The following is a 21801-nucleotide window of genomic DNA, read 5'->3' on the forward strand; positions in this document are numbered from 1 at the left end:
TATCTTTATGCCAACCATTACATATACTCCTATTTCTTTTAGAAATTATGACTCTGGGGACTATTATTTAAAAAAAGATCCCTATCATATTGCATCCTATTTATTGACCAAAGGGCGTATAGCAGCAGGGTTTAATTGCCCATTCAATATTTCGGGGGATAATTGTGCCTTTCTCTTCGTGAACGTAGATGATATAGTAGCAGCACGGCTTCAATGTTTCGGTACCCGTTTTTATGCGCGGGGGCAGATTTTACCTGCCGGAACAGCTTCAGCGTTGGAAGCTGCTGAACCATTAAGGTACTTGGGAGTAGGTGCTGAGCCACTTCTGGCATTTACTATGAGCGAAGAATATCCAGTAAATGTCGTTGCTGGCTTGTCGGAAATGGCGTTGCCTCTATATAAAAAGTTGCGCTATCATATCTTGGCTTTCCCTCGCATCATGCAATTACGAAATGTGCGATGTATGCTGGAAAGCAAAGGTGTAAGAGGAAATCTATTGAGGGTTTGTAGCAAGATTCTGAATGTCCCACTTGGTTGGCTCATATCTGTGTCGGACAGGAAAGGAAAGCGACTGCTGCGGGAATACCAGGTGGAGAAAGTAGACCGCATACCAGCATGGATTGACGAGATAGTACTGAATGATGGACACACCTATATGGAAGTGCATGATCATGTTTGGTTGCAATGGAACTTGGATAATAATTTCTATGAACAGCCACAGAATATACAATCCTTCTATATCGTGAAGAAGTCTGAAGAGCCGATAGCCTTTTTTATGACTAAAGAACGTTTTAGGGAACAAGCCGGAGGAGTATTGCGAGATGTGTTGATTGGCTCTATCGTGGAGTGGGGTATTCGTGATGAAAGCTTGTTGTCTGAGGAGGATATATACCGGATGGCAACCCTTACATTCTCACCTCAGGTAGATATCATTGAAACCGCAACCAATAACCTCCAAGTGGTAAGGGCTATGAAGCGATGCGGGTTCATTCCGCATGGCTATGCCCACATTGCCTTGAAGGACAAAACCAAGCAATACAAGGATGCTTCAGACATAAATCTATGGCGTGTCCGGTATGGGTACGCAGATGTGATATTAACATAATGAACTTCTAATAATTTACGAACTATGGAATTGAAAGATTTTATTGAAAAATTTGCAGAACAGTTTGATAACGTAGATGTCAATGAACTTACTCCTGAAACCAAATTTAAGGAGCTGGGTGAATGGTCTTCTCTGATGTCGCTCTCGATTATTGCCATGGCAGACGAAGAATATGACGTGCGTATCAAAGGTAGTGACATACAAGCGGTAGATACCATTAATGATTTGTTCATGCTAATTCAAAGCAAGAAGTAATATTCTTAGACTGATATGTATAATCCGTTTTCATTATCAGGGAAAAGAGTCTTGGTAACAGGTGCTTCTTCTGGAATAGGTCGGGCAATAGCTATAGAATGTTCCAAAATGGGGGCACAAATCATATTGACTGCCCGCAACGCAGAACGTCTGGACGAAACGCTTAGCATGATGGATGCTTCACAAATTCATCAGATCATTCCGGTGGATTTGTCTTCGGAAGAAGGACTAAGACTATTGGTAGAAAGAGTATCGGAACCACTGGACGGCGTAGTCAATTGCGCGGGGATGACCATGCCCAAACCTTTCCGTTTCATTTCGGATACAGACGTGGAAATGATTATGGGCGTGAATTTCAAAGCTCCTGCGATATTGTTGCAGCAACTACTCAAGAGAAAAAGAATCAATAAAGGAGCTTCACTGGTATTCATCTCATCAATTGCAGGCGTTTGGGTTTCATTTACTGGTGAAAGTTTGTATTCAGCCTCAAAAGGTGCAGTCAACGGATTGATGAAAAGTATGGCTATAGAATTGGCTGGTAAGGGGATTCGAGTAAATTGTGTGAATCCAGGCATGATTGATACCCAATTCTTGAAAAGTGGTTCCATAACGGAAGAACAACTTCAAGAGGATGCGAAACGCTATCCTTTAGGAAGATATGGAAAACCTGAAGAGGTGGCTTATGCAGTTATCTATTTGTTGAGCGATGCTTCTATTTGGATGACGGGAAGCAATCTGCTGATAGACGGAGGATATACATTACTTTAAAATTGAAATGCGATGCAAAAGGCATATATCAAAGATATAAGATATTACTTACCTGAGAGAAAGGTAACAAATGAAGAAATAGTTCAAAGTTTTCCTGAATGGAGTGTGGATAAAATCGCTTCTAAGGTTGGTGTGAACATCAGGCATATAGCCGAGGAAAATGAAACGGCTAAAGATATGGCGGTAAAAGCAGCAGAATGTTTATTCCGTGGGACAGATATTCCGCGTGAAAGTATAGATTTTGTGTTGTTTTGTACCCAAAGCCCTGACTATTTGTTGCCAACATCAGCTTGCATTATTCAGCATGAATTGCAACTTCGAAAGGACATTGGAGCCTTGGACTTTAATTTAGGCTGTTCGGGGTATGTGTATGGCTTATCCTTAGCCAAAGGACTGGTTGTTTCCGGAACAGCTCGCAACGTCTTGCTGCTGACAGGAGAAACTTACAGCAAACATCTGCATCCCAAAGACAAAGGGAACCGTACTATTTTTGGAGATGCAGCCACGGCTACGGTAATAAGCACATCCGGCTGGGCAGAGATTGGGAATTTCAGTATGGGCACTGATGGTTCCGGCGCACCTAATCTGATGGTGAAGACGGGAGGTGCTCGTTATCCCGAGAAACGCGGTGATTTATCGATTGATGAAAATGGCAATCCGGTTTCATCTGATTACCTGTATATGAATGGGAGTGAAATATTTACGTTCACATTGGATAATGTACCTCCATTAGTGAAGGACACACTGGTGGCAAATGGCAAAGGACTAGATGAAATAAACCTGTTTGTATTTCATCAAGCCAATAAGTATATGCTGGATTTTTTACGTCGCAAGATTAAAATCGCACCCGATCGGTTCTATTATGCTTTAGCCGATTATGGCAATACGGTATCGAATACCATTCCCATTGCATTATATGACGCGAAACAGGACGAAACTATAAAACAAGAGATGATGATTATGGTTGCTGGGTTTGGCGTGGGCTATTCATGGGGTGCTACCATACTTCATATTGTAGAATAAGCAATATGGATAATGACAGATATTCGTTTCGGATATGTCTCATGTATCACGACATATACCAGCGAACACCTTATGAGAGCGGCTTCCAAGACAAAAAAGCTTTCCCATATAAAATTCAAGCAGACATTTTCGAAGATCATGTGAAAGCTGTTGTCCGGTATTGCCATGAACACCCAGAGGTAGAAGTCGAGTTTACGTTTGATGATGGCGGCATTTCATTTTTGACATTGGCTGCTCCTATTCTTGAGAAATATGAATTACGTGGAACATTCTTTATCAGCACAGCATATTTGAACACTCCTCAATTCCTTACAACGGAGCAATTGGCCGAGTTGGCACAAAGGGGACATCGTATAGGTTCCCATTCACATACGCATCCGATGTTGACAGAACTGACCGAGGAAGAGATTGCCAAGGAATGGACGGATTCTGTAAACATATTACATCCGTTTGTCACAGAGGAAATGACGGCTTCCATTCCAAACGGGGATGGAAGTGTCGTGGTCATGCAAAAAGCTACAGAAGCTGGCATTCAACGGCTTTATACTTCCATACCCACTACGGAGGTAACACGATTTATGAGTATACAAGTCTTGGGCCGCTATGTTGTTTTGCAGGGAATGAGTGCTGAAGATGTTATGAAAATTGTCTGCAACAATAGCTTTCGGCAGAGATTGTATATCCGCTGGCAGGTTTTGCGTTGTGTAAAGGACTGTTTGGGCTCACAGTATGAGCGAATAAAACGCCTTTACTTTCGTATCAAGCGTGAATCAAAATAAATTTCGGTATGAAAAATTATGGTCTGGTTTCCATTATAACTCCGACTTATAATGCAGCACGATTTATAGGTGAAACTATAGAATCTGTCTTGAGACAAACCTATCCTCATTGGGAATTATTAATTACAGATGATTGCTCATCAGATGACACAGTACATGTGATAGAGGGATACGCCAAAAAAGATAGTCGGATTAAACTATTCGTTCTGAAGCAAAACGCAGGTGCGGCTGTAGCTCGTAATAATTCCATAGACAAGGCACAAGGACGTTATATTGCTTTCTTGGACGGAGATGATTGGTGGTATCCGAATAAACTGGAAGTCCAGCTGGACTTTATGGAGAAGCATAAGTATGAATTTGTGTTTTCGGCCTTTGAATATGCGGATGAGCATTTGAATGTGACAGGTATTTCTTGGAAACCCTGGCGTATATCCAAGCGCAATATGAAGATTGGTTGCAATATAGGTACTCCTGGAGTTATTTATGATACGAAGCGCATCGGTAAAATTTATATGCCGAAACTTAAGACAGGGGAAGATTGGGGAACATGGCTGAGGGTTGTTCAACAGACTGACTATGCGTATGCCATAAATTCTCCATTGTGGAAATACCGGGTGATAAAAGGGTCTTTATCGTCCGACAAATGGAAACTGGTCCAAAATGACATCAGAATGTACAGGGAAGTTTTGGGTTATTCCAAAGTTCAAAGCATACTGATGTTTTTTTTGCTCTTTCTGCCCAATCATTTCTTGAAATTGATAAAGAACAGAATTGACAGTAATCGCTATTTGCAGAAACATGGATAAATTAAAATTGGTCTTTCACTCTATTTTGCTAGTCATAAACATCCTATCTCTCATCATCCTTTTACAAGTAGTATTCCAAGTCATCCCTTACTGGGAATGTGATTGGCCAACGGACAAGATAGCACGGGTAAATGATATGGCAAAGGATTTTAGCATTACGGTGATTTCCAGCACGATATTTTATCTCTTGTTAGTGGTCATCCCTGAAGAAATCAAACGGCGTCAAATACGAAAGCGTACACAGGATGCCATAGACAGCCTTGCAAACGGTATGCAGGAAATCATAGCTTACTTGGCTTACAAATGTTCAATATCCCGGAAGACAGATGACCCGCATTATTTGAAGATTGAACCTGCTGCATTCGGGCCAATAACGGATTTTCAAAAGAATCAGCAAACCGGATTTTATTATAGCTACACTCAAAATGGCAAGAAGGAACTTACCAATGTTAGCAATTGGGATGAGATTTCCTATCTTTATTCACGCGTTTGTTGGTTAAAACATGCCACACTGGATTACCTGGATATCCCTGTCATCGTCTATGAAAATCCAGAGTTGGTGCTACTGATCAGGCAAATCCGGAGAAGTAGCTTCATTTGGGATGTGGAAATGAAACATTCCATACCGGTTTGCACCATATCCAAAATGAACGAGAGTATTCAAGTTTTCTACTCGCTGTATCTTTCACTTTGCAAACATGTCAAGCATCTACAGGAATTGAATGTGGGTGATGAAGATGCGGCCAAGATAACCCCTATTGCGGTAAAGCAATAAAAATCTCAGATTCTTATTAAAAGCCGGTGATGGCTTAATCCTTTTATAGCCCGAGGCATTCATGTTTCGGATCAGTTTTGTCACCAGAAAATAATCAATCCCAATCAAAATATGGATCAAAATCAACAGACCGAAGAGCAGGAAATCGACCTGCTGGAGCTTGCGTAAGCACTCAATTCCGTTATAGGCATTGAAATATAAGGTCAGTATATTTGCACTACAAACCTCAAATTATAAGATTATGGCAAGTAGTGAAGATTTTCAAAGAGTCTATGAACTCTACAAAAAGCAAGGTGTTCCTAACGGTATTTCCATCGTGAATTTCTGCCAGCAGCAGGGTATTGTGTACTCACAGTTTGAAAGATGGTTCAAGTCCAGGAAGAAACCGTCAAAGGCATCCGTCCATCCCATCCGTATCGTTGACGGGGATGACCAGACAACCCCAGCTCAAGAATCTGATGAAGACAAGCCCTCAGACTTGGATTCCGGCGGTCAGAAGGGAACCGTATTGCGTTTCGGCATAACGGTCCGTACCAATCAAGGGCTTTCCCTCCGGCAGAATAATTTAACCTACCGCCAGCTGTTGCATCTGGTAGAGAAGCTGGAGGTTCTATGTTAGCGATTACAGGAGGCATCTCCTTATGGTTATTTATGGCTTGCTGCCTGTAAAGCGGGGGCACGTCAGAATTGGACGCTTACCGCCGTTCGGCAGACATAGCTTACTAAAAACGCCGCTATCCGGAGACGCACTTCTGCATCTCCGGATTTTTTTTTGTTCGCTTTTGAGCATTTCCTGCAAAAACTTTATCTTTGTACGGCTAATTATAATTACCAATGTATTATGAGTGATTTGAAAGACAAATATATCCGTTTCGATTGGGCCATCAAACGTCTGTTGCGGCAGAAAGCTAATTTCGGTGTGCTGGAGGGGTTCCTAACGGTGTTCCTGGGAGAACCCATAACTATCGTCGAGATACTGGAAAGCGAAAGTAACCAACTCTCTGCGGACGACAAGTTTAACCGTGTAGACATAAAGGCCCGTAACAGCAAGGGGGAGATTATTATTATCGAGGTGCAAAACACCCGTGAATTGTATTACCTGGAGCGGGTGCTTTATGGAGTGGCTAAAGCCATCACAGAACATATCAGTTTGGGCAACTCTTACGAACAAGTGAAGAAGGTCTATTCTATCAGTATCTTGTATTTTGATTTGGGCCTGGGAAGTGACTATCTGTATCACGGACAAAACCAGTTTGTTGGCGTACATACAAAGGACCTGCTACAGATAAGAAGCAAGGAACGTAATGCCATTGTGTCCAGGCTTCCTTCTGAAATCTTCCCGGAATATATCCTTATTCGGGTCAACGAATTCGACCAGGTAGCCGTCACGCCTCTTGACGAATGGATGCGTTATCTGAAGGATGGTATCATTGCGGCCGATACCTCGGCTCCGGGGTTGGGGGAAGCTCGTGAGAAACTGAAATATTACTCCATGTCGCCCGAAGATCAACGTGCGTATGATGAACATCTGAATGCCATTATGATTCAGAATGATGTGTTGAACACAGCTAAGTTGGAAGGTCGTGCAGAAGGTCGTGCAGAAGGTCGTGCAGAAGGTCGTGCAGAAGGCATTTTGGAAACAGCCCGCAACCTGAAAAAGATGGGGATGGATGTTGCATTCATTGCACAAGCAACCGGTTTGCTTACCGATGAAATCGATGCTTTGTGATAATAATTTCCGTTTATTAGATAGGGATATTTACTGAATATCCCCTTCCACACCTACGGGCATAAAAAAAGTCTGGGTGCTTTCGCACGACAGACTTTCAATTCTCTCTTAAGTCCGAGATAAGCCGAATTATTCAGCAACTGCGGTAGTGTCTGTAGCGGCAGCTGTGCTGTCTGTTGCAGTTGTGTCAGCTGCTGCGGGTGCTACTTCTTCTGTTGCAGGTGCTGCAGCTTCTGTTGCTTCAGTATTAGCTGCTTTGTTACCACCACAAGATGCGAAAGATACGGCTACCATGGCTACGGCCATCAAAACTAACTTTTTCATTTTCTTTGCTTTTTAAAACGTAATACAATCAATTGCTTTATTAAAACGTCGCAAAGGTATAGACTTTTTGGATAGGTTGTACTCAAAAATACGATTTTTTTTTCATTTTTTTGTAAGTTCTCTCTTTTCGGTATGCTTTTGTCATTGAATTGTAATGACTTGGAGAAAGAAAAGAGGGGGCTGTTGTCGGTTTACTGAGAATAATGCGTACCTTTGCCCGCATATTTATAACTCCTTATGATAGATACTCAGATATTTCAGGATAAGACAGCGGTGTATTACACCCTCGGGTGCAAGTTGAATTTCTCCGAAACTTCCACCATCGGAAGGATGCTGCAGGAAGCGGGAGTGCGAACGGCACGACGGGGCGAGAAAGCGGATATTTGTGTGGTCAATACATGTTCTGTCACCGAGGTGGCAGATAAGAAGTGCCGGCAGGCTATCCATAGGTTGGTGAGGCAGCATCCGGGGGCCTTTGTGGTGGTGACGGGATGTTATGCCCAGCTTAAACCGGAGGATGTGGCAAAGATTGACGGTGTAGATGTGGTGCTCGGTGCTGAGCAGAAGAAAGATTTGCTGAAGTATTTAGGCAATCTGCAGAAGCATGGGGCGGGAGAGGCGCACACCTCTGCCCTGAAAGACATCCGCAGTTTTGTGCCTTCGTGTTCGCGGGGCGACCGCACGCGTTTCTTTCTGAAGGTGCAGGACGGTTGTGATTATTTCTGTTCTTACTGCACCATTCCCTTTGCACGCGGGCGCAGCCGTAACGGCAGCATTGCTTCTATCGTGGAGCAGGCTCGGCAGGCTGTGGCCGAAGGGGGAAAGGAGATTGTGCTGACGGGAGTAAACATCGGCGATTTCGGGCGTTCTACCGGCGAGACTTTCTTCGACTTGGTAAAGGCATTGGATGGGGTAGAGGGGGTAGAGCGTTACCGGATCTCTTCTATCGAACCCAATTTGCTGACGGATGAAATCATCGATTTTGTAGCGCAGTCACGTCGTTTTATGCCTCATTTCCATATCCCGTTGCAGGCTGGTTGCGATGAGGTGCTGAAGCTGATGCGCCGCCGTTATGACACGGCTTTGTTTGCATCGAAGATAGAGCGGATAAGGATGCGCATGCCCGATGCTTTTATCGGGGTGGACGTGATTGTGGGCACAAGGGGAGAGACGGAGGAATATTTTGAGCGTTCCTACGATTTCCTGTCCGGATTGGATGTGACGCAGTTGCATGTATTCAGTTATTCCGAGCGTCCCGGTACGCAGGCTTTGAAGATAGATTATGCAGTGCCGCCGCAGGAGAAGCACCGGCGCAGCCAACGTTTGCTGGAGCTGTCGGACGGAAAGCTACGGGCTTTTTATGCACGCCATATCGGACAGACGGTGCCGGTTCTGCTGGAACGTTCTAAACCGGGAATGCCCATGCATGGGTTTACACCAAATTATATCCGGGTGGAGGTGCCTCACGATGATACGTTGGATAATCAGGTAGTTCCGGTGCGTTTGGGTGATTTCAATGCTGATGCTTCGGCATTGGAGGGGGTGATACTTACGGCCGGGAAAGAGAGGTCTTTATAAGAGAGCCGGATGATGGATAAGGTAGCTGTAGTCATATTGAATTGGAACGGTTGTGAAATGTTGCAGCGTTTCCTGCCAAACGTGGTCCGCTTGACGGAAGAAGACGGAGGAGTGGTATGGGTGGCCGACAATGGGTCGACGGATGCCTCTGTCGGGATGCTGCGGCGTGATTTCCCTTCTGTCCGTCTGATAGTCTTGGAGCATAATTATGGTTTTGCCGAAGGTTATAACCGGGCCTTGGCACAGGTAGAAGCAGAATACGTGGTGCTGCTCAATTCGGATGTGGAGGTAACGGAACACTGGTTGCGCCCCTTGGTGGCTTATATGGATGAGCATCCTGGCGTGGCGGCTTGTCAGTCCAAGTTGCGCAGTTGGCGCGAGCGCGACCGCTTTGAGTATGCCGGTGCGGCGGGCGGCTTTATCGACCGTTATGGCTATCCTTTTTGCCGGGGGCGCCTGATGGGGAATGTTGAACAGGACCGGGGGCAGTATGATACTGTGTTGCCGGTTTTCTGGGCATCGGGTGCTGCTTTGTTTATCCGCCGTGCCGATTACATGGAGGCGGGGGGACTGGATAGTCGTTTCTTTGCCCACATGGAGGAGATAGACCTTTGCTGGAGGCTCCGTGCCCGCGGACGTGGGGTGGTGTGCATACCCGGTAGCGTGGTCTGTCATGTGGGGGCTGCCACGTTGAAGCGGGAGAATCCGCACAAGACTTTCCTGAATTTCCGCAACAATCTTTTGATGCTTTACAAGAATCTGCCTGCGCGGGAACTGGCCTCGGTCATGCGTGTGCGTGCCTGCCTGGATTATGTGGCAGCCTTGCAGTTTCTGCTGACGGGACAGTGGAAGAATGCGCAGGCTGTGCTTCGGGCACGTCGTGAATTTCATGAGTTGAAGCCATTGTATGCGGCGGTTCGGACGGAGAATCTGCGTCTGACAGTGGTGGAAGATATTCCGGAACGCTGCCGTTTCAGTCTGCTTTGGCAGTTTTTTGTGCGGGGGAGGAAAGAGTTCTCGCAACTTTACTCCGGTGGAAGGCGTGATGTGGGAATAATGAAATGACTCATGGGTGAGTGTCCGATATGTGAACATGTATCTGTTTGTCGGACAGATTATTGGTTCTAATTGCTTAGCTATCGGCTTTTAAGTGCGTAGCAGAACGCTTCCAAGCGCTTGAGAATTTACTTTGGGGCTCTTGGCGCATTGTGAGTCTTCCGGATGGCGTGGGGGTGACAGCAGGAATAGTTTTTTTAACGGCAGGTCTTCTATGAAGAAGAAAGGCATACGAAGAATCGCGTACTTCCATATTTGGGGTGGAAGTACGCGATTCACGACAAGTCTGGTTTGGTAAAATATCAAAGCGATCATTCCGATTCGCCCGGAAGCATCACCACGCCTTCTTTCTTTTTGCCGTCCATTTTCACCACCAGAGGGAGCCCGAAACGTACGTGGCGCAGGTGTTGAGTCTCCTGCACAGCCTGTTGGGCATTCAGGTAATCCTGGTTGTAGAGTCCGTCATTCATATAAGCATTGATGGTGAAATAGCCTACGCCGAATGAGGTCAGGTTCTGGAAGAAGTGAGTACCCTGACTGGGGTCAACGCGGTAGTTGGTCAGCCCGGCTTCTACGATGACGCGGGCGGCCGAGATGTGGGGCCATTTTACGGGAATGCCCAGCCAAGGGTCACTGCTGCCCCAGCGCCCCGGGCCGATGAGGATGTAGTGGCGTCCCAGGTCGAGGAATTGTTGGTTCAGCTTTTCTATCTCGCGGGCAATTTCCGGATTGCGGGAGGCACTGTAGTTTTGTGTCTTGACGTAGACCACGTCGAATATGTCGTCCATGATGCCATGTCCCAGTGAGTTGTTGGAGCGCAGCAGCAGGCGGTCGTCGGGGATGAGGCGAAGGTCTTCTTCCAACATCTCCTTGCTGTCTACGATGGGGCGTATCTGCAACAGGTAGAACGTGCCGGTGCGGTCTTTCTCACGGCTCAGGTTGGCAGCAAACTCTATTTCTACGGGGCGGCGCATCTCGGCCTGTCCGTATTTCAAAGCCAGTTGCAGGATGCGCGGCAGTGGAAAGACATCGTGTTGCAGGATGTTGGCAAAGGTGATGACCTTGCGTCCGCCTGGGTAAAGACCGTCGCGGATAATCTGGTCGTAGGGGTCGTAGGTAGAGGCGATATAGTTCAGTGACCCGTCTTTCTCGGCCTCCTTTACCGGGAGCTTCAGCAGGTTGAAGCCGTCGTCGATGGAAAAGTTGTGTCCGGCATTGCTCAGGTCGAGGGCATAGAAGCGGGTCTGCGTTTCGCGCAATGCCAGTTCCAGTTCGCTGGTTTGCAACACTTGGTTGGGGTGGTAGGGCGAGAAACGCAGCGTCATGCCGCCGTCTACGATGTATTTTCCCAATCCCAAAGCCAGATTGACAATGCCCTCTTCGGCCTGCTCGTCGCCGAGGGGGTAATAGTTGAGCGAACGTGCTACTCCCGACATGGACGGATAATAACGGTCGCCATACTGGATGCCGACTACCTGCTGCAGGATGACAGCCATCTTTTCCTGGTCGATAACGTTGCTTGTAGCCTGCATGTAGGCTTTTGAATCGCGGAAGAAGACCGAAGCATATACGCCTTTGATGGCATCGGACAACATGCGCAGCATTTCGTATTTGTCGTCCAGATAAGGTATCATGTAGGTATTGTAAATGCCTGCAAAGGGTTGGTAGTGTGAATCTTCCAGCAGCGACGACGAGCGAACGGCGATGGGCGACTTCACCACATCGAAGAAAGTGAAGAAGTCTTCTACCAGTCGGTCGGGCAGTTTGGCTTTGAGAAAATAGCGCAGAATGACGTCATCGTCGGCATCCGACAGGGCTACCTGATAGAGGTTGTTGCTGTCCATGAACTCGTCGAACACGTCGGTGCAGAGAACCACCGTCTTCGGGATGGCTACGCGGGCATTTTCAAATTCCTCAAACTCAGCGTGGTGTTTTACCAAGTTGTCAATGAAAGCCAGGCCGCGTCCCTTTCCACCCAACGAACCGTCGCCGATACGGGCAAAGTTGGAGTAAAGGTCGAAGCGGTCGCGCTTGAACACGGCCACCACGCCCTGGTTCTTCATTTTACGGTACTTTACAATCGCCTCGAAGATAAGTCGGCGGTGTGCGTCGACATCCTGCAGGCTGTTCCACGTGATGGGTTTCAGAAATTCAGCGATGGGGAACATGGCGCGCGAGTAAAGCCAGCGGCTGACGTGGTTGTGGCTGATGTGGTAGAGAAACGATTCGGCAGGCACAGCGAACAAGATGTTTTGCAGTTCCTTCAGGTTCTTGACGCGTGCAATCTCTTCTCCGGTTTCCGGATTGCGGAAAATGAAGTCGCCGAAACCGAAATTCTCCGATACGATGCGCCGCAGGTCTACATCCATTTTCTTGGAATTCTTGTCGATGAAGGCGGCACCGTATTTGGCGGCGTATGCTGCATTTTCCGATTCGCTGCTTTGAATGATAAGCGGTACGAATGGGTCTTCTTTGCGGATGGCAGCACAGAGTTTAATGCCGGACAAGGCATCCTTGGGACTACCCTCTGTGCGGGGGAAACGTACATCGGTGATGACTCCCAATATGTTGTTCTTGTATTTTTCGTAGATGCTCCATGCCTCCTGGTAGGTACGTGCCAATACAATTTTGGGCCGCCCCCTCATACGCAAGGTGCGTTGGTGAGCATTCAGTGCCTCGGTGCTGAATTCCTGACTCTGTTGCAGCACAAATTTGTAGAGATTGGGAAGTACGGAAGAGTAGAAGCGTATGCTGTCTTCTACCAATAACATGACCTGCACGCCTACCTGGCTGACATCGTGTTCAAGGTTCATCTTGTCTTCTATCAGTTTGATGATAGATACCAGCAGGTCTGTGTTGCCTAACCAGCAGAACACATATTCGAAGGCACTCAGGTCTTCATTGGCAATACGTTCGGTGACTCCATGGCTGAAAGGGGTCAGAATGACGATAGGCAGGTGTGGATAATCCTGCTTGATGCGTCGGGCGGTGTCGAAGGCTTCATTGTCTCCCGTACCTGGCATGCAGATAACCAAGTCGTAGGTCATTGATTCCAGTTGTGCCAGCGCCTCATCGCATGTGGTAGCCTGACTGAAGCGGGGAGGATAGCGCAGAGAGAGCGAGGCATATTCATTGAATATTTTCTCGTCTATACGCCCGTCATCTTCCAGCATAAAAGCATCGTAGGGGTTGGCGATGAGCAGGACATTGAAAATGCGCCGTTTCATCAGGTCGGCAAACTGGGTATCTTTGAAATAGAGTTGATTGAGTTTGAATTTGCTAAGCATAATGAAAAATCAATGATTGTGGGTTGACGATGAATAGATGGCAGTTATTTCAGCCGAAACCACACGAGGACATTACTCTTCTTTGCAGAATGAACCTCAATTTACTTGGCAGTAATGTTCTGAAGTAGAAATCTTTATCTTATAGATTTTCAATTTCAGTTTCAGTCATTCCGGTAAACTTGGCTATAACAGAATTAGAAATGCCTTCTTGTTTCATTTTTAAAGCCATTGTCTGTACAGCTTCTGTTCTACCTTGTTCTCTACCTTCCGCTAAACCTTCTGCTAAGCCTTTTCTTTTGGCTGTTTCCATTACGCTGAACCAATCACGATAGATTTTTAGGCTTTCTTCGTATGCATACCGTTCTTTGGGTTCGAATTTGGCGATTTCAGCTGCTTCAAACAATCGTTTGAATACTTTCTCCTGTAAAACGTGAGGACGTTCCATTAATGAAGCCAAGTTGCGGATGGCATACAACCATTTGTCGAACAGTGTGGTCAGTTCATTTTCAGTTTTTGTAAATTTAGGCATTTCCAAGTAGATAAACGTCAACTTGTCATAGAATACCTCTTTGGTTTCTGTGTCCAATAGCTTTACCTCATGGTAGTAAGAGGGGGAACTTCCTTCAAAGCAGAAATTCAGTATACCGATGGTGTAGATTTCTTTTAGTTCATAATCCCAATAGCCACGAGGAGCTTGTTCGCGGATGGCAAAACTGGAGTAATAGATGCTCCGGTCTTTGAAATATTGCTGTTCTCCTTTCTGCATTTCTACCAGAAAGTACTCGCCGCGGTTGTTTTTACAATAGACATCAAACACGGCACGACGGTCATACTCTTGTGTGCCCAAGTGTTCTGTATTTAGATAAGTAATGTCTTCAATATGTTCACGTCCTTGTAATAGAGAGTTCAGGAAACTGATGAGCAGTTCTTTATTGAGTTCTGTGCCAAAAAGTTTCTTGAATGCAAAATCCGTGTAAAAGTTGATATATCTGTCATAAATTCCTTCTGAACACATAGTAATGTACGGTTTTAGGGTTACGGCTACAAACTTACGTAAAAAATCTCATTCCCGTGTTGATTTTTCCGGAAAAATGCCGGAGGATTCGGAGGATTCGTGGTGGAGGTAGGGTGGCTTGTTAAAGGAGTCTTGGTTAAAGAAAAGGGTAAGGAAGTTTTGTTATTCCCACAGTTTGCTCAATAGTTGGTTCAGCCATGTCCAGCGGAAGCGGAACCAGCGTCGGGTGCTGATTTGCCTGCCGCCAAAGCGCAATACGAAATCTCTATATCCATGTCGGCGGAAAGGCAAGCCTACATCCATAAACTCCAAGTGTCGGCATCCACGTTGTTTGGCATCGCTTAGGGCTGCCCATACGGCCAGGATGCCTGGGTATTGGAGAGCATAGGTTTTGCGCATACCACCCGAAAACCACAGGTAGGCCGTGTCGGCTGAATATATGCAGGCACTTCCTCCGATGATGCGTTCTTTATAGGTGACGATGAATATCGTGCTTTGTTTGCCGTTGACCAATTGGCGTTCTAATTCGCGGAAGAAGCGCAGGCTGGGGAAGTGGCGTCGGATTTTGAAAGAATAGACATGGTGGAGCATCCGGGCAAAATGTTGGATTTCATCTGGAGTACGTGCTTGCCGGACTTGTGCACCGTTCTTTAGCCCTTTTCGGATTTGCCGTAATCGAGATGGACTGAAGCGGGCTTCTACCGGGCTGTTGTCGTGTAAGGAATTGCGCACGCGCAGCCAGTTAATGGGGAAGTAGTGGTTTTGGCGGAAGAAGCGATAGCCGAAACGTGGGTCGTCCAGGTTTCGGAATTCGATAAGAAACGAACGGCGCAAAGCTTCGTGGGTCAGTTTCCGGAGCATTTCGCCGAATATGTTTTCGCACTGTTCATCGGGCACAAAGTATTCTCCCGTCCCATACACTTCACAACGTTTGATTAAAGCAGGAGGTGTCAGCCGTACACTGCGGCGCACCACGCCCAGCAGTTTGGCTACGGGTTGGCCATTGAGGCTGGCCACAACCAGCAAGGGGGTATAGCCGGGTGTGGCTTCATAGATATGAAACAACTCGGTGGAGTGGAAGGTGTTGTTGCCCGGCAAGGCGGGAATGTTGCTTCCGGCACGGTATATGGTCAGTTGCAAAGGCATGGTGATGCAAATATACGAATAATCTTGTTTGTTGTGCTCTGTTTTGTTTCTTTTCTTTTTCTGTTGGAATGACATTTTGTTTGTTGACGGGTGTCATTCAACAGGGCATCTGGATTGTGTATTTGACGGACGTTCATCTGTTTACTTCCATTCGGCAATGTTTTTCTTCGATTGGACATTTTGTTTTCTTGTCAGGTACGTATGGGATTTTTCCCTATATTTGTGCCCAAAATCAATATTCGGATACAAATGGAAAGTTTCAGTGATTTGATAAAACTGCGTCGTAGCATGCGCAGATTTACCGAAGAGGAGTTGACGCAGGAGCAGGTCGTGGCACTGATGAAGGCTGCACTGATGGCTCCGTCTTCCAAACGCAGTACTCCCTGGCAGTTTATTGTAGTAGATGATAAAGAGTTACTTCTTCAGCTTTCGCTTTGCAAGGCGCAAGGTTCACAGTTTTTGGCTGATGCTCCACTGGCCGTAGTGGTTGCGGCAGACCCGCTTGCCAGCGACGTATGGATAGAAGATGCTTCTATTGCTGCCATATACGTGCAGTTGCAAGCAGAAGATTTGGGGCTGGGCAGTTGTTGGGTGCAAGTGCGTGAACGTTATACGCAGACAGGCATTCCTTCGGATGATTATGTCCATAATGTGCTGAATCTGCCCTTGCAGTTGCAGACGGTCTGCATCATTGCGGTTGGCCATAAAGGGATGGAACGAAAGCCTTTCAACGAAGAATTCCTGCAGTGGGAGAAAATTCACTTGAACCGTTACCAGGAGGGAGGACAGGAATGATGGCCAAGGCGCATAATAATAGCGATACATACAAAGCTGCTGCCGTGACACTTATCGTGTTTGGCATTATTTATCTGATAGACCGTATCGTGGGCTTTGGACGTCTGGGTTTACCCTGGGTGATGAACAAAGATTATTTTTTGCTCTACACAGCCGTTATCTTTCTTTTGCTGAAACATGATAAATCTGTGGGATTGGTGCTGTTGGCCTTATGGCTCATACTCAATTTCGGACTTATCACTGCGTTGCTGGGCACCATGTCGGCTTATCTTTTGCCACTTGCCTTGTTGGTAGTAGGCATTATACTGTATTTTATTTCTACGCGTTGAAAACTGGTTAATTTTATGAGAAGAAGCATTGAAGATACTTCGATAGTGATGGTGGGTGCCGGCAATCTGGCTACCAATCTTGCCAAGGCGTTTTATCGCAAGGGTTTCCGCATCATGCAGGTCTACAGCCGCACAGATGCTTCTGCCCGTGCGCTGGCGCAGCAGGTTGAAGCCGCCTGGACAACCGATGTGGGAGCATTGGCACCGCATGCCCGGCTGTATGTGGTTTCGCTGACAGACGATGTCTTGCCCCAGCTTATCCCCCGGTTGGTTGAGGGACATGAAGATGCTCTGTGGGTACATACGGCTGGTAGCCAGCCTATGGATTTGTGGAAAGGATATGCCGCCAATTATGGCGTTTTTTATCCCATGCAGACTTTCAGCAAGCAGCAGGAGGTGGATTTCTCACGGATTCCTATTTTTGTAGAAGGGTGCGACAAACCTTGTGTAGAGTTCCTTCATGCAGTGGCGTCTGTCCTTTCTGCCCAAGTTTATGAGGCAACGTCCGAACAGCGGCGTTATTTGCATTTGGCAGCTGTGCTGGCTTGTAATTTTACCAACTATTTATACGATTGTGCCGACCGTGTCCTGACTGGTCATGGACTTCCCTTTGATGCTTTGCTGCCGCTTATAGATGAAACTGCCCGGAAGGTACATTTCCTTGCTCCGCACGATGCCCAAACCGGACCTGCAGTCCGTGGTGATAGGGCTGTGGTGGAGAAGCATCTTGCTCTCTTGGCCGATGCTCCTGAATTGCAGGAGCTTTATCGGAAGATTAGCGAAAGTATCAGTCGTCTTCATTCTGACATTCCTTCATCTGGAGAAGCGAGTAAAAACGCCGTAGCTCCGTGACTTGGATTAAATAAAGTAGTTGCTTATATGAGTACCATTAATTACGATTTGACTCGGATCAAGGCGTTGCTGTTTGATGTAGATGGTGTATTGAGTGCGAATGTCGTTCCCATGAATGCGGAAGGTGAGCCATTGCGTACGTTGAACATAAAAGACGGTTACGCTTTGCAATTGGCAGTGAAGCAGGGATTGCTGGTCGGTATCATAACCGGCGGACGTACCGAGGCGGTACGTCATCGTTTTCTGGCATTGGGACTTTCTCCTGAGAATATCTACTTGGGTTCGTCTGTCAAAGTGCATGATTACCAGGATTTCTGTAAACGCCACGGATTGCAGCACGAGGAAATTACCTACATGGGTGATGATATTCCCGACATACAGGTAATGAACCTTTGCGGACTTCCTTGCTGCCCTCATGATGCCGTGCCTGAAGTCAAGGCGGTTTCACGTTATATCTCGCATGCAATGGGCGGATATGGATGCGGGCGCGATTTGATAGAGCAAGTGATGCGGGCGCAAGGCCTTTGGATGGCAGACAATCGCGCTTTTGGCTGGTAATTCCGGAAAGCTTGGCTTGTTAATTAATACTTTCTAAACATTACTTATGTATATGCTTGATAATTTGAAGAAATATCACCTGATTCTGGCATCTAACTCTCCTCGACGCAAAGAACTGCTTTCGGGATTGGGTGTAGACTATGAAGTGCGTACGTTGCCCGGTGTGGATGAGTCATATCCTGATACCTTGCAGGGAGCGGACATTCCTCTGTACATCTCGCGTGAGAAGGCTGAAGCTTATCGTTCTATGTTGAAGGACAATGAGCTGATAATTACAGCCGATACGATTGTGTGGTTGGATGGGAGGGTGTTGGGAAAACCCCATGACCGCGAAGATGCCTTGCAGATGTTGAGGGCTATGTCCGGACGTACGCATGAAGTTTATACAGGGGTCTGCCTGACGACGTGTGACTGGCAGCGCTGTTTCTCAGCCGGTACTGAGGTGCGCTTTGCTACTTTGTCGGAAGAAGAAATAACGTATTATGTAGACCGTTTTTGTCCGATGGATAAGGCTGGAGCTTACGGTGTGCAGGAATGGATAGGCTATATTGGTGTAGAGCATATAGAAGGCAGTTACTTTAATATCATGGGACTTCCCGTGCAGAGGTTATACCAGGAACTGAAAAAACTGTAAGTCGGATGCGCCTATACCGTGGGTAGAATGCGTTTGTTGCCATCCGTCTGCCCTGGCAGAAGAAGGTCCATTCTTGGGTATCTTCCTGTCAGACAAACTGTTTCACCTTATATAGAGGAGGTTTGTTTCTAAGCCTTTAGAAAGAAACTCCCAAGTGCTTGGAAGTTCGCTTCCAAGCGCCTGGGAGTTCATGTCTGAGATGTAAGGGCACAGTCGGCCTGCCATCTCATTGCAAGAAAATGCAGCTTTCTTCACGGCCTCAGCACCACCAATACCTCTCTGGCTCCGTGTGCTCCCATCACCAGTGCCTGTTCAATGTCGGCTGTTTTGGACGGTCCTGAAATAAAGACACCAAACTGATAGTCGCCGTCTTGTTTCAAGCGGGCATAGGCCTCGTGCATGTTGTGTACTATTTGGCTGCGCTCAAGAAGAATAACCAGACTTTCGGCTATGAAATACAGAGCCTTATGACGGACTGTCTGCGGAATCCAGACAGCTCCGTTCTCGGCCACGCCAAATTCTCCGCTGACTATGGCTACATCTGTCCCGTCGAGGTCTTGCGCACGTTCTACATTATCGGGGTTGAAGGTGGCACAAGTGATTTCCGGACAGACAGAACCGATGCGTCTGGCCTGTGGGAAATGCTCGCGGATGAGGGCATTGATGTCGGTGTCTTTGTCCGTCATGACAGATTGACCTCCCACTTGGGCGAGTGCTTGGCAGAAATGCGCTGCCGGGTCGGCGTAGGTAGTGGCACGGAGTGCCCATTGGGGATATTCGAATTTCTGCCGGGTATTTTGCCGGATGGCAGATAGGATTTCGTCTCTGCTGCTCATTTGGATTCCTCCTTTCCTTGTTCTCCTTGTACTTTATGTTTTTTCCACATTTCATTGAATGACTCATTGGCAAAACGGGGAAGTTCTCTTCCTTTGCCCCATTCGTCCAGACGGTTGTATTTCAGGAAGCGTGGCAGACTGTTTACCCATGGGGCAAATCGGAGCGCGGTGTTGAAAAGGCTTGGGTGCTCCATCAGGGTTTTCATGCCTCCAGACATGGCCTTCTTGACAGGATTGGCTTTGCCTATGCCGTCCAGCGTCTGTCGCCAGCGGTAAATCTGTTCGCCCAAGTCTACCATGACCGGGCAGACACTGGAGCAGGACAGGCACAGCGAGCAAGCCGACAGGTTGTCGCTGTATTTCATGGGGTCATGAGCCATTCCGAGGTTGATGCCGATAGGACCGGGCACGAAGTAAGTATATGAATAACCGCCGCTGCGCCGATAGACGGGACAAGTGTTCATGCACGCACCACAGCGGATGCAGTTCAGCGTGCGGATGTGGTCGGGATGGGTAAGAATGTCGGTGCGGCCATTGTCTACAATGATGATGTGGTACTCTCCTCCCTTACGCGGATGTCGGTAGTGCGAAGTATAAGTTGTGGCAGGCTGTCCGGTGCCCGAGCGTGCCAGCAGGCGGGTAAAGACTGCCAGGGCATCGAGGTCGGGTACGATTTTCTCCAGACCGAAAGCGGCGATGTTCAGTTTGGGGCATGAAGTTCCCATGTCGGCATTCCCCTCGTTGGTGCATACGACAATGTCGCCGGTTGAGGCTACAGCAAAGTTGGCTCCGGTCATGGCTGCTTCGGCATTGAGGAAGATGTGGCGCAGGTTACGCCGTGCCACATGGGTCAGGTAAGTGGGGTCGCAGTTGCCGGGTTCGGCATCCATTTCCTTTTGAAACAGCTCGGCTACTTGCTGACGTTTGATGTGGATGGCCGGTAGAACGATGTGGGCAGGCGGAAGATGCATAAGCTGTAGGATGCGTTCGCCCAGATCGGTTTCCACTACATCAATGCCTTTGGAGAGCAGGTAGGGATTCAGTTCGCACTCCTCGGCCAGCATGGATTTGCTTTTGACGAAGCGTTTGACGTGGTGGGAACTGAGTATGTCGTAGACAATAGAGCGATACTCGGCTGCATCTTTGGCCCAGTGCACGATAGCCCCGTTGGCTGTGGCTTTCTGCTCAAATTGGGTGAGCAATTCGTCGAGATGGCTGTTGGAATATAGTTTCAGCTCGCAGGCCTTGCGCCGCAGGTCTTCCCATTCGGGCACTTCGCGACTCATTTTGTCGCGTTTGGCACGGACCATCCAGAGGGTCTCGTTGTGCCAGGCCACCTGCCGTTGGTCTTTCAGGAAAGCTTCGGCGGCTATGGAATGTTTGGTACTCATTGTTTGGAAGTTAAGATGTCTACAATGTGGATGGTTCGGATGGGCAGGTGTTCGCGGTCGATGACACCCTGCATGTGCATGAGGCACGAACTGTCGGCACCGGTGATGTATTCGGCTCCCGTGTCCAGGTGGTGTCGGATTTTGTCACGGGCCATGCAGACGGACACGGCTTGTTCTTCGACAGCAAACATGCCTCCAAAGCCGCAGCATTCGTCCGCGTGTTCGGGCTCATGGATTTCGATGTCTTCTACCATCGAAAGCAGGTCGCGCAGCTTGTTATAGTAAGGAATATTGCGTTCGGAAGGCGACGAAAGGCCGAGTTCGCGTACTCCGTGGCAGCTGTTATGGATGCTGACGCGGTGGGGGAAGCGGGCGTTGAGGCGGGTGGGCTTCAGTACATCGTGAATAAATTCGCAGATGTCATATACTTTGCCGGCACTTTGGCAGGTGTGTCCGGCTTGTTTCAGGATGCCTGGATGGTTGAGCCGTATGAAAGCTACACAGCTGGCCGAAGGACCTATTACGTAGTCATAGTTGCTGAATAACTGTTCGAAGCGGCTGGCCAGTTGGGTCGATTCGTTCTCGAATCCGGCATTGGCCATAGGCTGCCCGCAACAAGTCTGGTCTTGTGGATAGTCTACGTCCACTCCTAAGCTTGTCAGCAATCGGTAGGATGATACACCTACTTGCGGATAGATGGCATTGATGTAGCAGGGGATAAATAAGCCTACTTTCATATTAGCGTGAATTTTGGTTAAAT

23 protein-coding genes are annotated in these 21801 nt (G+C 47.5%); 16 read left to right on the forward strand and 7 right to left on the reverse strand.

What is annotated here, in order from left to right; translation table 11 throughout:
• Positions 1–7 precede the first annotated feature (7 nt).
• From B5F34_RS06675 to B5F34_RS06715, 9 genes are all read left to right on the forward strand, one after another.
• Positions 8–1105, forward strand: a complete 1098-nt coding sequence (locus B5F34_RS06675; protein ID WP_140392974.1) for a hypothetical protein — start codon at positions 8–10, stop codon at positions 1103–1105.
• A gap of 24 nt (positions 1106–1129) precedes the next feature.
• Complete coding sequence (locus B5F34_RS06680; protein ID WP_087336389.1) at positions 1130–1360, forward strand: acyl carrier protein; 231 nt, start codon at positions 1130–1132, stop codon at positions 1358–1360.
• 15 nt (positions 1361–1375) lie between these two features.
• Positions 1376–2128, forward strand: a complete 753-nt coding sequence (locus B5F34_RS06685) for an SDR family oxidoreductase (RefSeq protein WP_087336391.1) — start codon at positions 1376–1378, stop codon at positions 2126–2128.
• A 12-nt stretch (positions 2129–2140) separates the two neighbouring features.
• The gene (locus B5F34_RS06690) at positions 2141–3151 is read left to right on the forward strand and encodes a ketoacyl-ACP synthase III (protein WP_087336393.1); all 1011 of its coding nucleotides are present in this window, start codon (positions 2141–2143) and stop codon (positions 3149–3151) included.
• 5 nt (positions 3152–3156) lie between these two features.
• Entirely contained in the window at positions 3157–3930 is a 774-nt protein-coding gene (locus tag B5F34_RS06695; protein ID WP_162609300.1) for a polysaccharide deacetylase family protein, read from the forward strand.
• Positions 3931–3938: 8 nt separating this feature from the next.
• Entirely contained in the window at positions 3939–4736 is a 798-nt protein-coding gene (locus B5F34_RS06700) for a glycosyltransferase family 2 protein (RefSeq protein WP_087336397.1), read from the forward strand.
• Positions 4729–5511, forward strand: a complete 783-nt coding sequence (locus B5F34_RS06705; protein ID WP_087336399.1) for a hypothetical protein — start codon at positions 4729–4731, stop codon at positions 5509–5511. The genes B5F34_RS06700 and B5F34_RS06705 overlap by 8 nt, the downstream gene beginning before the upstream one ends.
• A gap of 241 nt (positions 5512–5752) precedes the next feature.
• On the forward strand, positions 5753–6130 hold the full coding sequence (locus tag B5F34_RS06710; protein WP_087336623.1) for a hypothetical protein: 378 nt from the start codon (positions 5753–5755) through the stop codon (positions 6128–6130).
• Positions 6131–6352: 222 nt separating this feature from the next.
• On the forward strand, positions 6353–7240 hold the full coding sequence (locus tag B5F34_RS06715; protein WP_087336626.1) for an Rpn family recombination-promoting nuclease/putative transposase: 888 nt from the start codon (positions 6353–6355) through the stop codon (positions 7238–7240).
• A 129-nt stretch (positions 7241–7369) separates the two neighbouring features.
• Here B5F34_RS06715 and B5F34_RS06720 read toward each other — a convergent pair whose 3' ends face one another.
• On the reverse strand, positions 7370–7564 hold the full coding sequence (locus tag B5F34_RS06720) for a hypothetical protein (protein WP_087336402.1): 195 nt from the start codon (positions 7562–7564) through the stop codon (positions 7370–7372).
• Between the two features lie 237 nt (positions 7565–7801).
• On the opposite strand from B5F34_RS06720, the gene mtaB reads away from it, so the two are divergent.
• A complete protein-coding gene (gene mtaB, locus B5F34_RS06725) occupies positions 7802–9142 on the forward strand; it encodes a tRNA (N(6)-L-threonylcarbamoyladenosine(37)-C(2))-methylthiotransferase MtaB (RefSeq protein ID WP_087336404.1) in 1341 nt (446 codons plus the stop codon).
• Between the two features lie 12 nt (positions 9143–9154).
• Entirely contained in the window at positions 9155–10207 is a 1053-nt protein-coding gene (locus B5F34_RS06730; RefSeq protein WP_087336629.1) for a glycosyltransferase family 2 protein, read from the forward strand.
• 302 nt (positions 10208–10509) lie between these two features.
• Here the strand turns inward: B5F34_RS06730 and B5F34_RS06740 are convergent, their stop codons facing one another.
• The 3 genes from B5F34_RS06740 to B5F34_RS06750 form a co-directional block, all read right to left on the reverse strand.
• Positions 10510–13485, reverse strand: a complete 2976-nt coding sequence (locus B5F34_RS06740) for a PEP/pyruvate-binding domain-containing protein (protein ID WP_087336409.1) — start codon at positions 13483–13485, stop codon at positions 10510–10512.
• 139 nt (positions 13486–13624) lie between these two features.
• Positions 13625–14500: an Rpn family recombination-promoting nuclease/putative transposase gene (locus B5F34_RS06745; RefSeq protein ID WP_087336411.1), complete on the reverse strand. Its 876-nt coding sequence runs from the start codon at positions 14498–14500 to the stop codon at positions 13625–13627.
• Positions 14501–14662: 162 nt separating this feature from the next.
• The gene (locus tag B5F34_RS06750; protein ID WP_087336632.1) at positions 14663–15646 is read right to left on the reverse strand and encodes a GNAT family N-acetyltransferase; all 984 of its coding nucleotides are present in this window, start codon (positions 15644–15646) and stop codon (positions 14663–14665) included.
• Between the two features lie 249 nt (positions 15647–15895).
• On the opposite strand from B5F34_RS06750, the gene B5F34_RS06755 reads away from it, so the two are divergent.
• From B5F34_RS06755 to B5F34_RS06775, 5 genes are read left to right on the forward strand one after another with little or no spacing between them, the layout of a single operon-like run.
• On the forward strand, positions 15896–16441 hold the full coding sequence (locus tag B5F34_RS06755) for a nitroreductase family protein (RefSeq protein WP_087336413.1): 546 nt from the start codon (positions 15896–15898) through the stop codon (positions 16439–16441).
• Positions 16438–16770, forward strand: coding sequence for a hypothetical protein (locus tag B5F34_RS06760; protein WP_087336415.1), 333 nt, complete (start codon positions 16438–16440; stop codon positions 16768–16770). Before B5F34_RS06755 ends, B5F34_RS06760 begins: the two co-directional genes overlap by 4 nt.
• 15 nt (positions 16771–16785) lie before the next feature.
• Complete coding sequence (locus B5F34_RS06765) at positions 16786–17622, forward strand: Rossmann-like and DUF2520 domain-containing protein (RefSeq protein WP_087336416.1); 837 nt, start codon at positions 16786–16788, stop codon at positions 17620–17622.
• A gap of 27 nt (positions 17623–17649) precedes the next feature.
• Entirely contained in the window at positions 17650–18180 is a 531-nt protein-coding gene (locus tag B5F34_RS06770; RefSeq protein WP_087336418.1) for an HAD-IIIA family hydrolase, read from the forward strand.
• Between the two features lie 52 nt (positions 18181–18232).
• Positions 18233–18814: a Maf-like protein gene (locus B5F34_RS06775; RefSeq protein WP_087336635.1), complete on the forward strand. Its 582-nt coding sequence runs from the start codon at positions 18233–18235 to the stop codon at positions 18812–18814.
• A 251-nt stretch (positions 18815–19065) separates the two neighbouring features.
• Here the strand turns inward: B5F34_RS06775 and B5F34_RS06780 are convergent, their stop codons facing one another.
• Genes B5F34_RS06780 through B5F34_RS06790 form a run of 3 tightly spaced genes read right to left on the reverse strand, consistent with a single transcriptional unit; the run spans position 19066 to position 21778 of the window.
• A complete protein-coding gene (locus B5F34_RS06780) occupies positions 19066–19650 on the reverse strand; it encodes an LUD domain-containing protein (protein ID WP_087336420.1) in 585 nt (194 codons plus the stop codon).
• The gene (locus B5F34_RS06785; protein ID WP_087336422.1) at positions 19647–21041 is read right to left on the reverse strand and encodes a lactate utilization protein B; all 1395 of its coding nucleotides are present in this window, start codon (positions 21039–21041) and stop codon (positions 19647–19649) included. Before B5F34_RS06785 ends, B5F34_RS06780 begins: the two co-directional genes overlap by 4 nt.
• Positions 21038–21778, reverse strand: coding sequence for a (Fe-S)-binding protein (locus tag B5F34_RS06790; protein WP_087336424.1), 741 nt, complete (start codon positions 21776–21778; stop codon positions 21038–21040). The genes B5F34_RS06785 and B5F34_RS06790 overlap by 4 nt, the downstream gene beginning before the upstream one ends.
• Between the last annotated feature and the right edge of the window lie 23 nt (positions 21779–21801).

The sequence above is a fragment of the Mediterranea sp. An20 genome, from assembly GCF_002160055.1.
GTDB lineage: Bacteria > Bacteroidota > Bacteroidia > Bacteroidales > Bacteroidaceae > Bacteroides > Bacteroides avicola.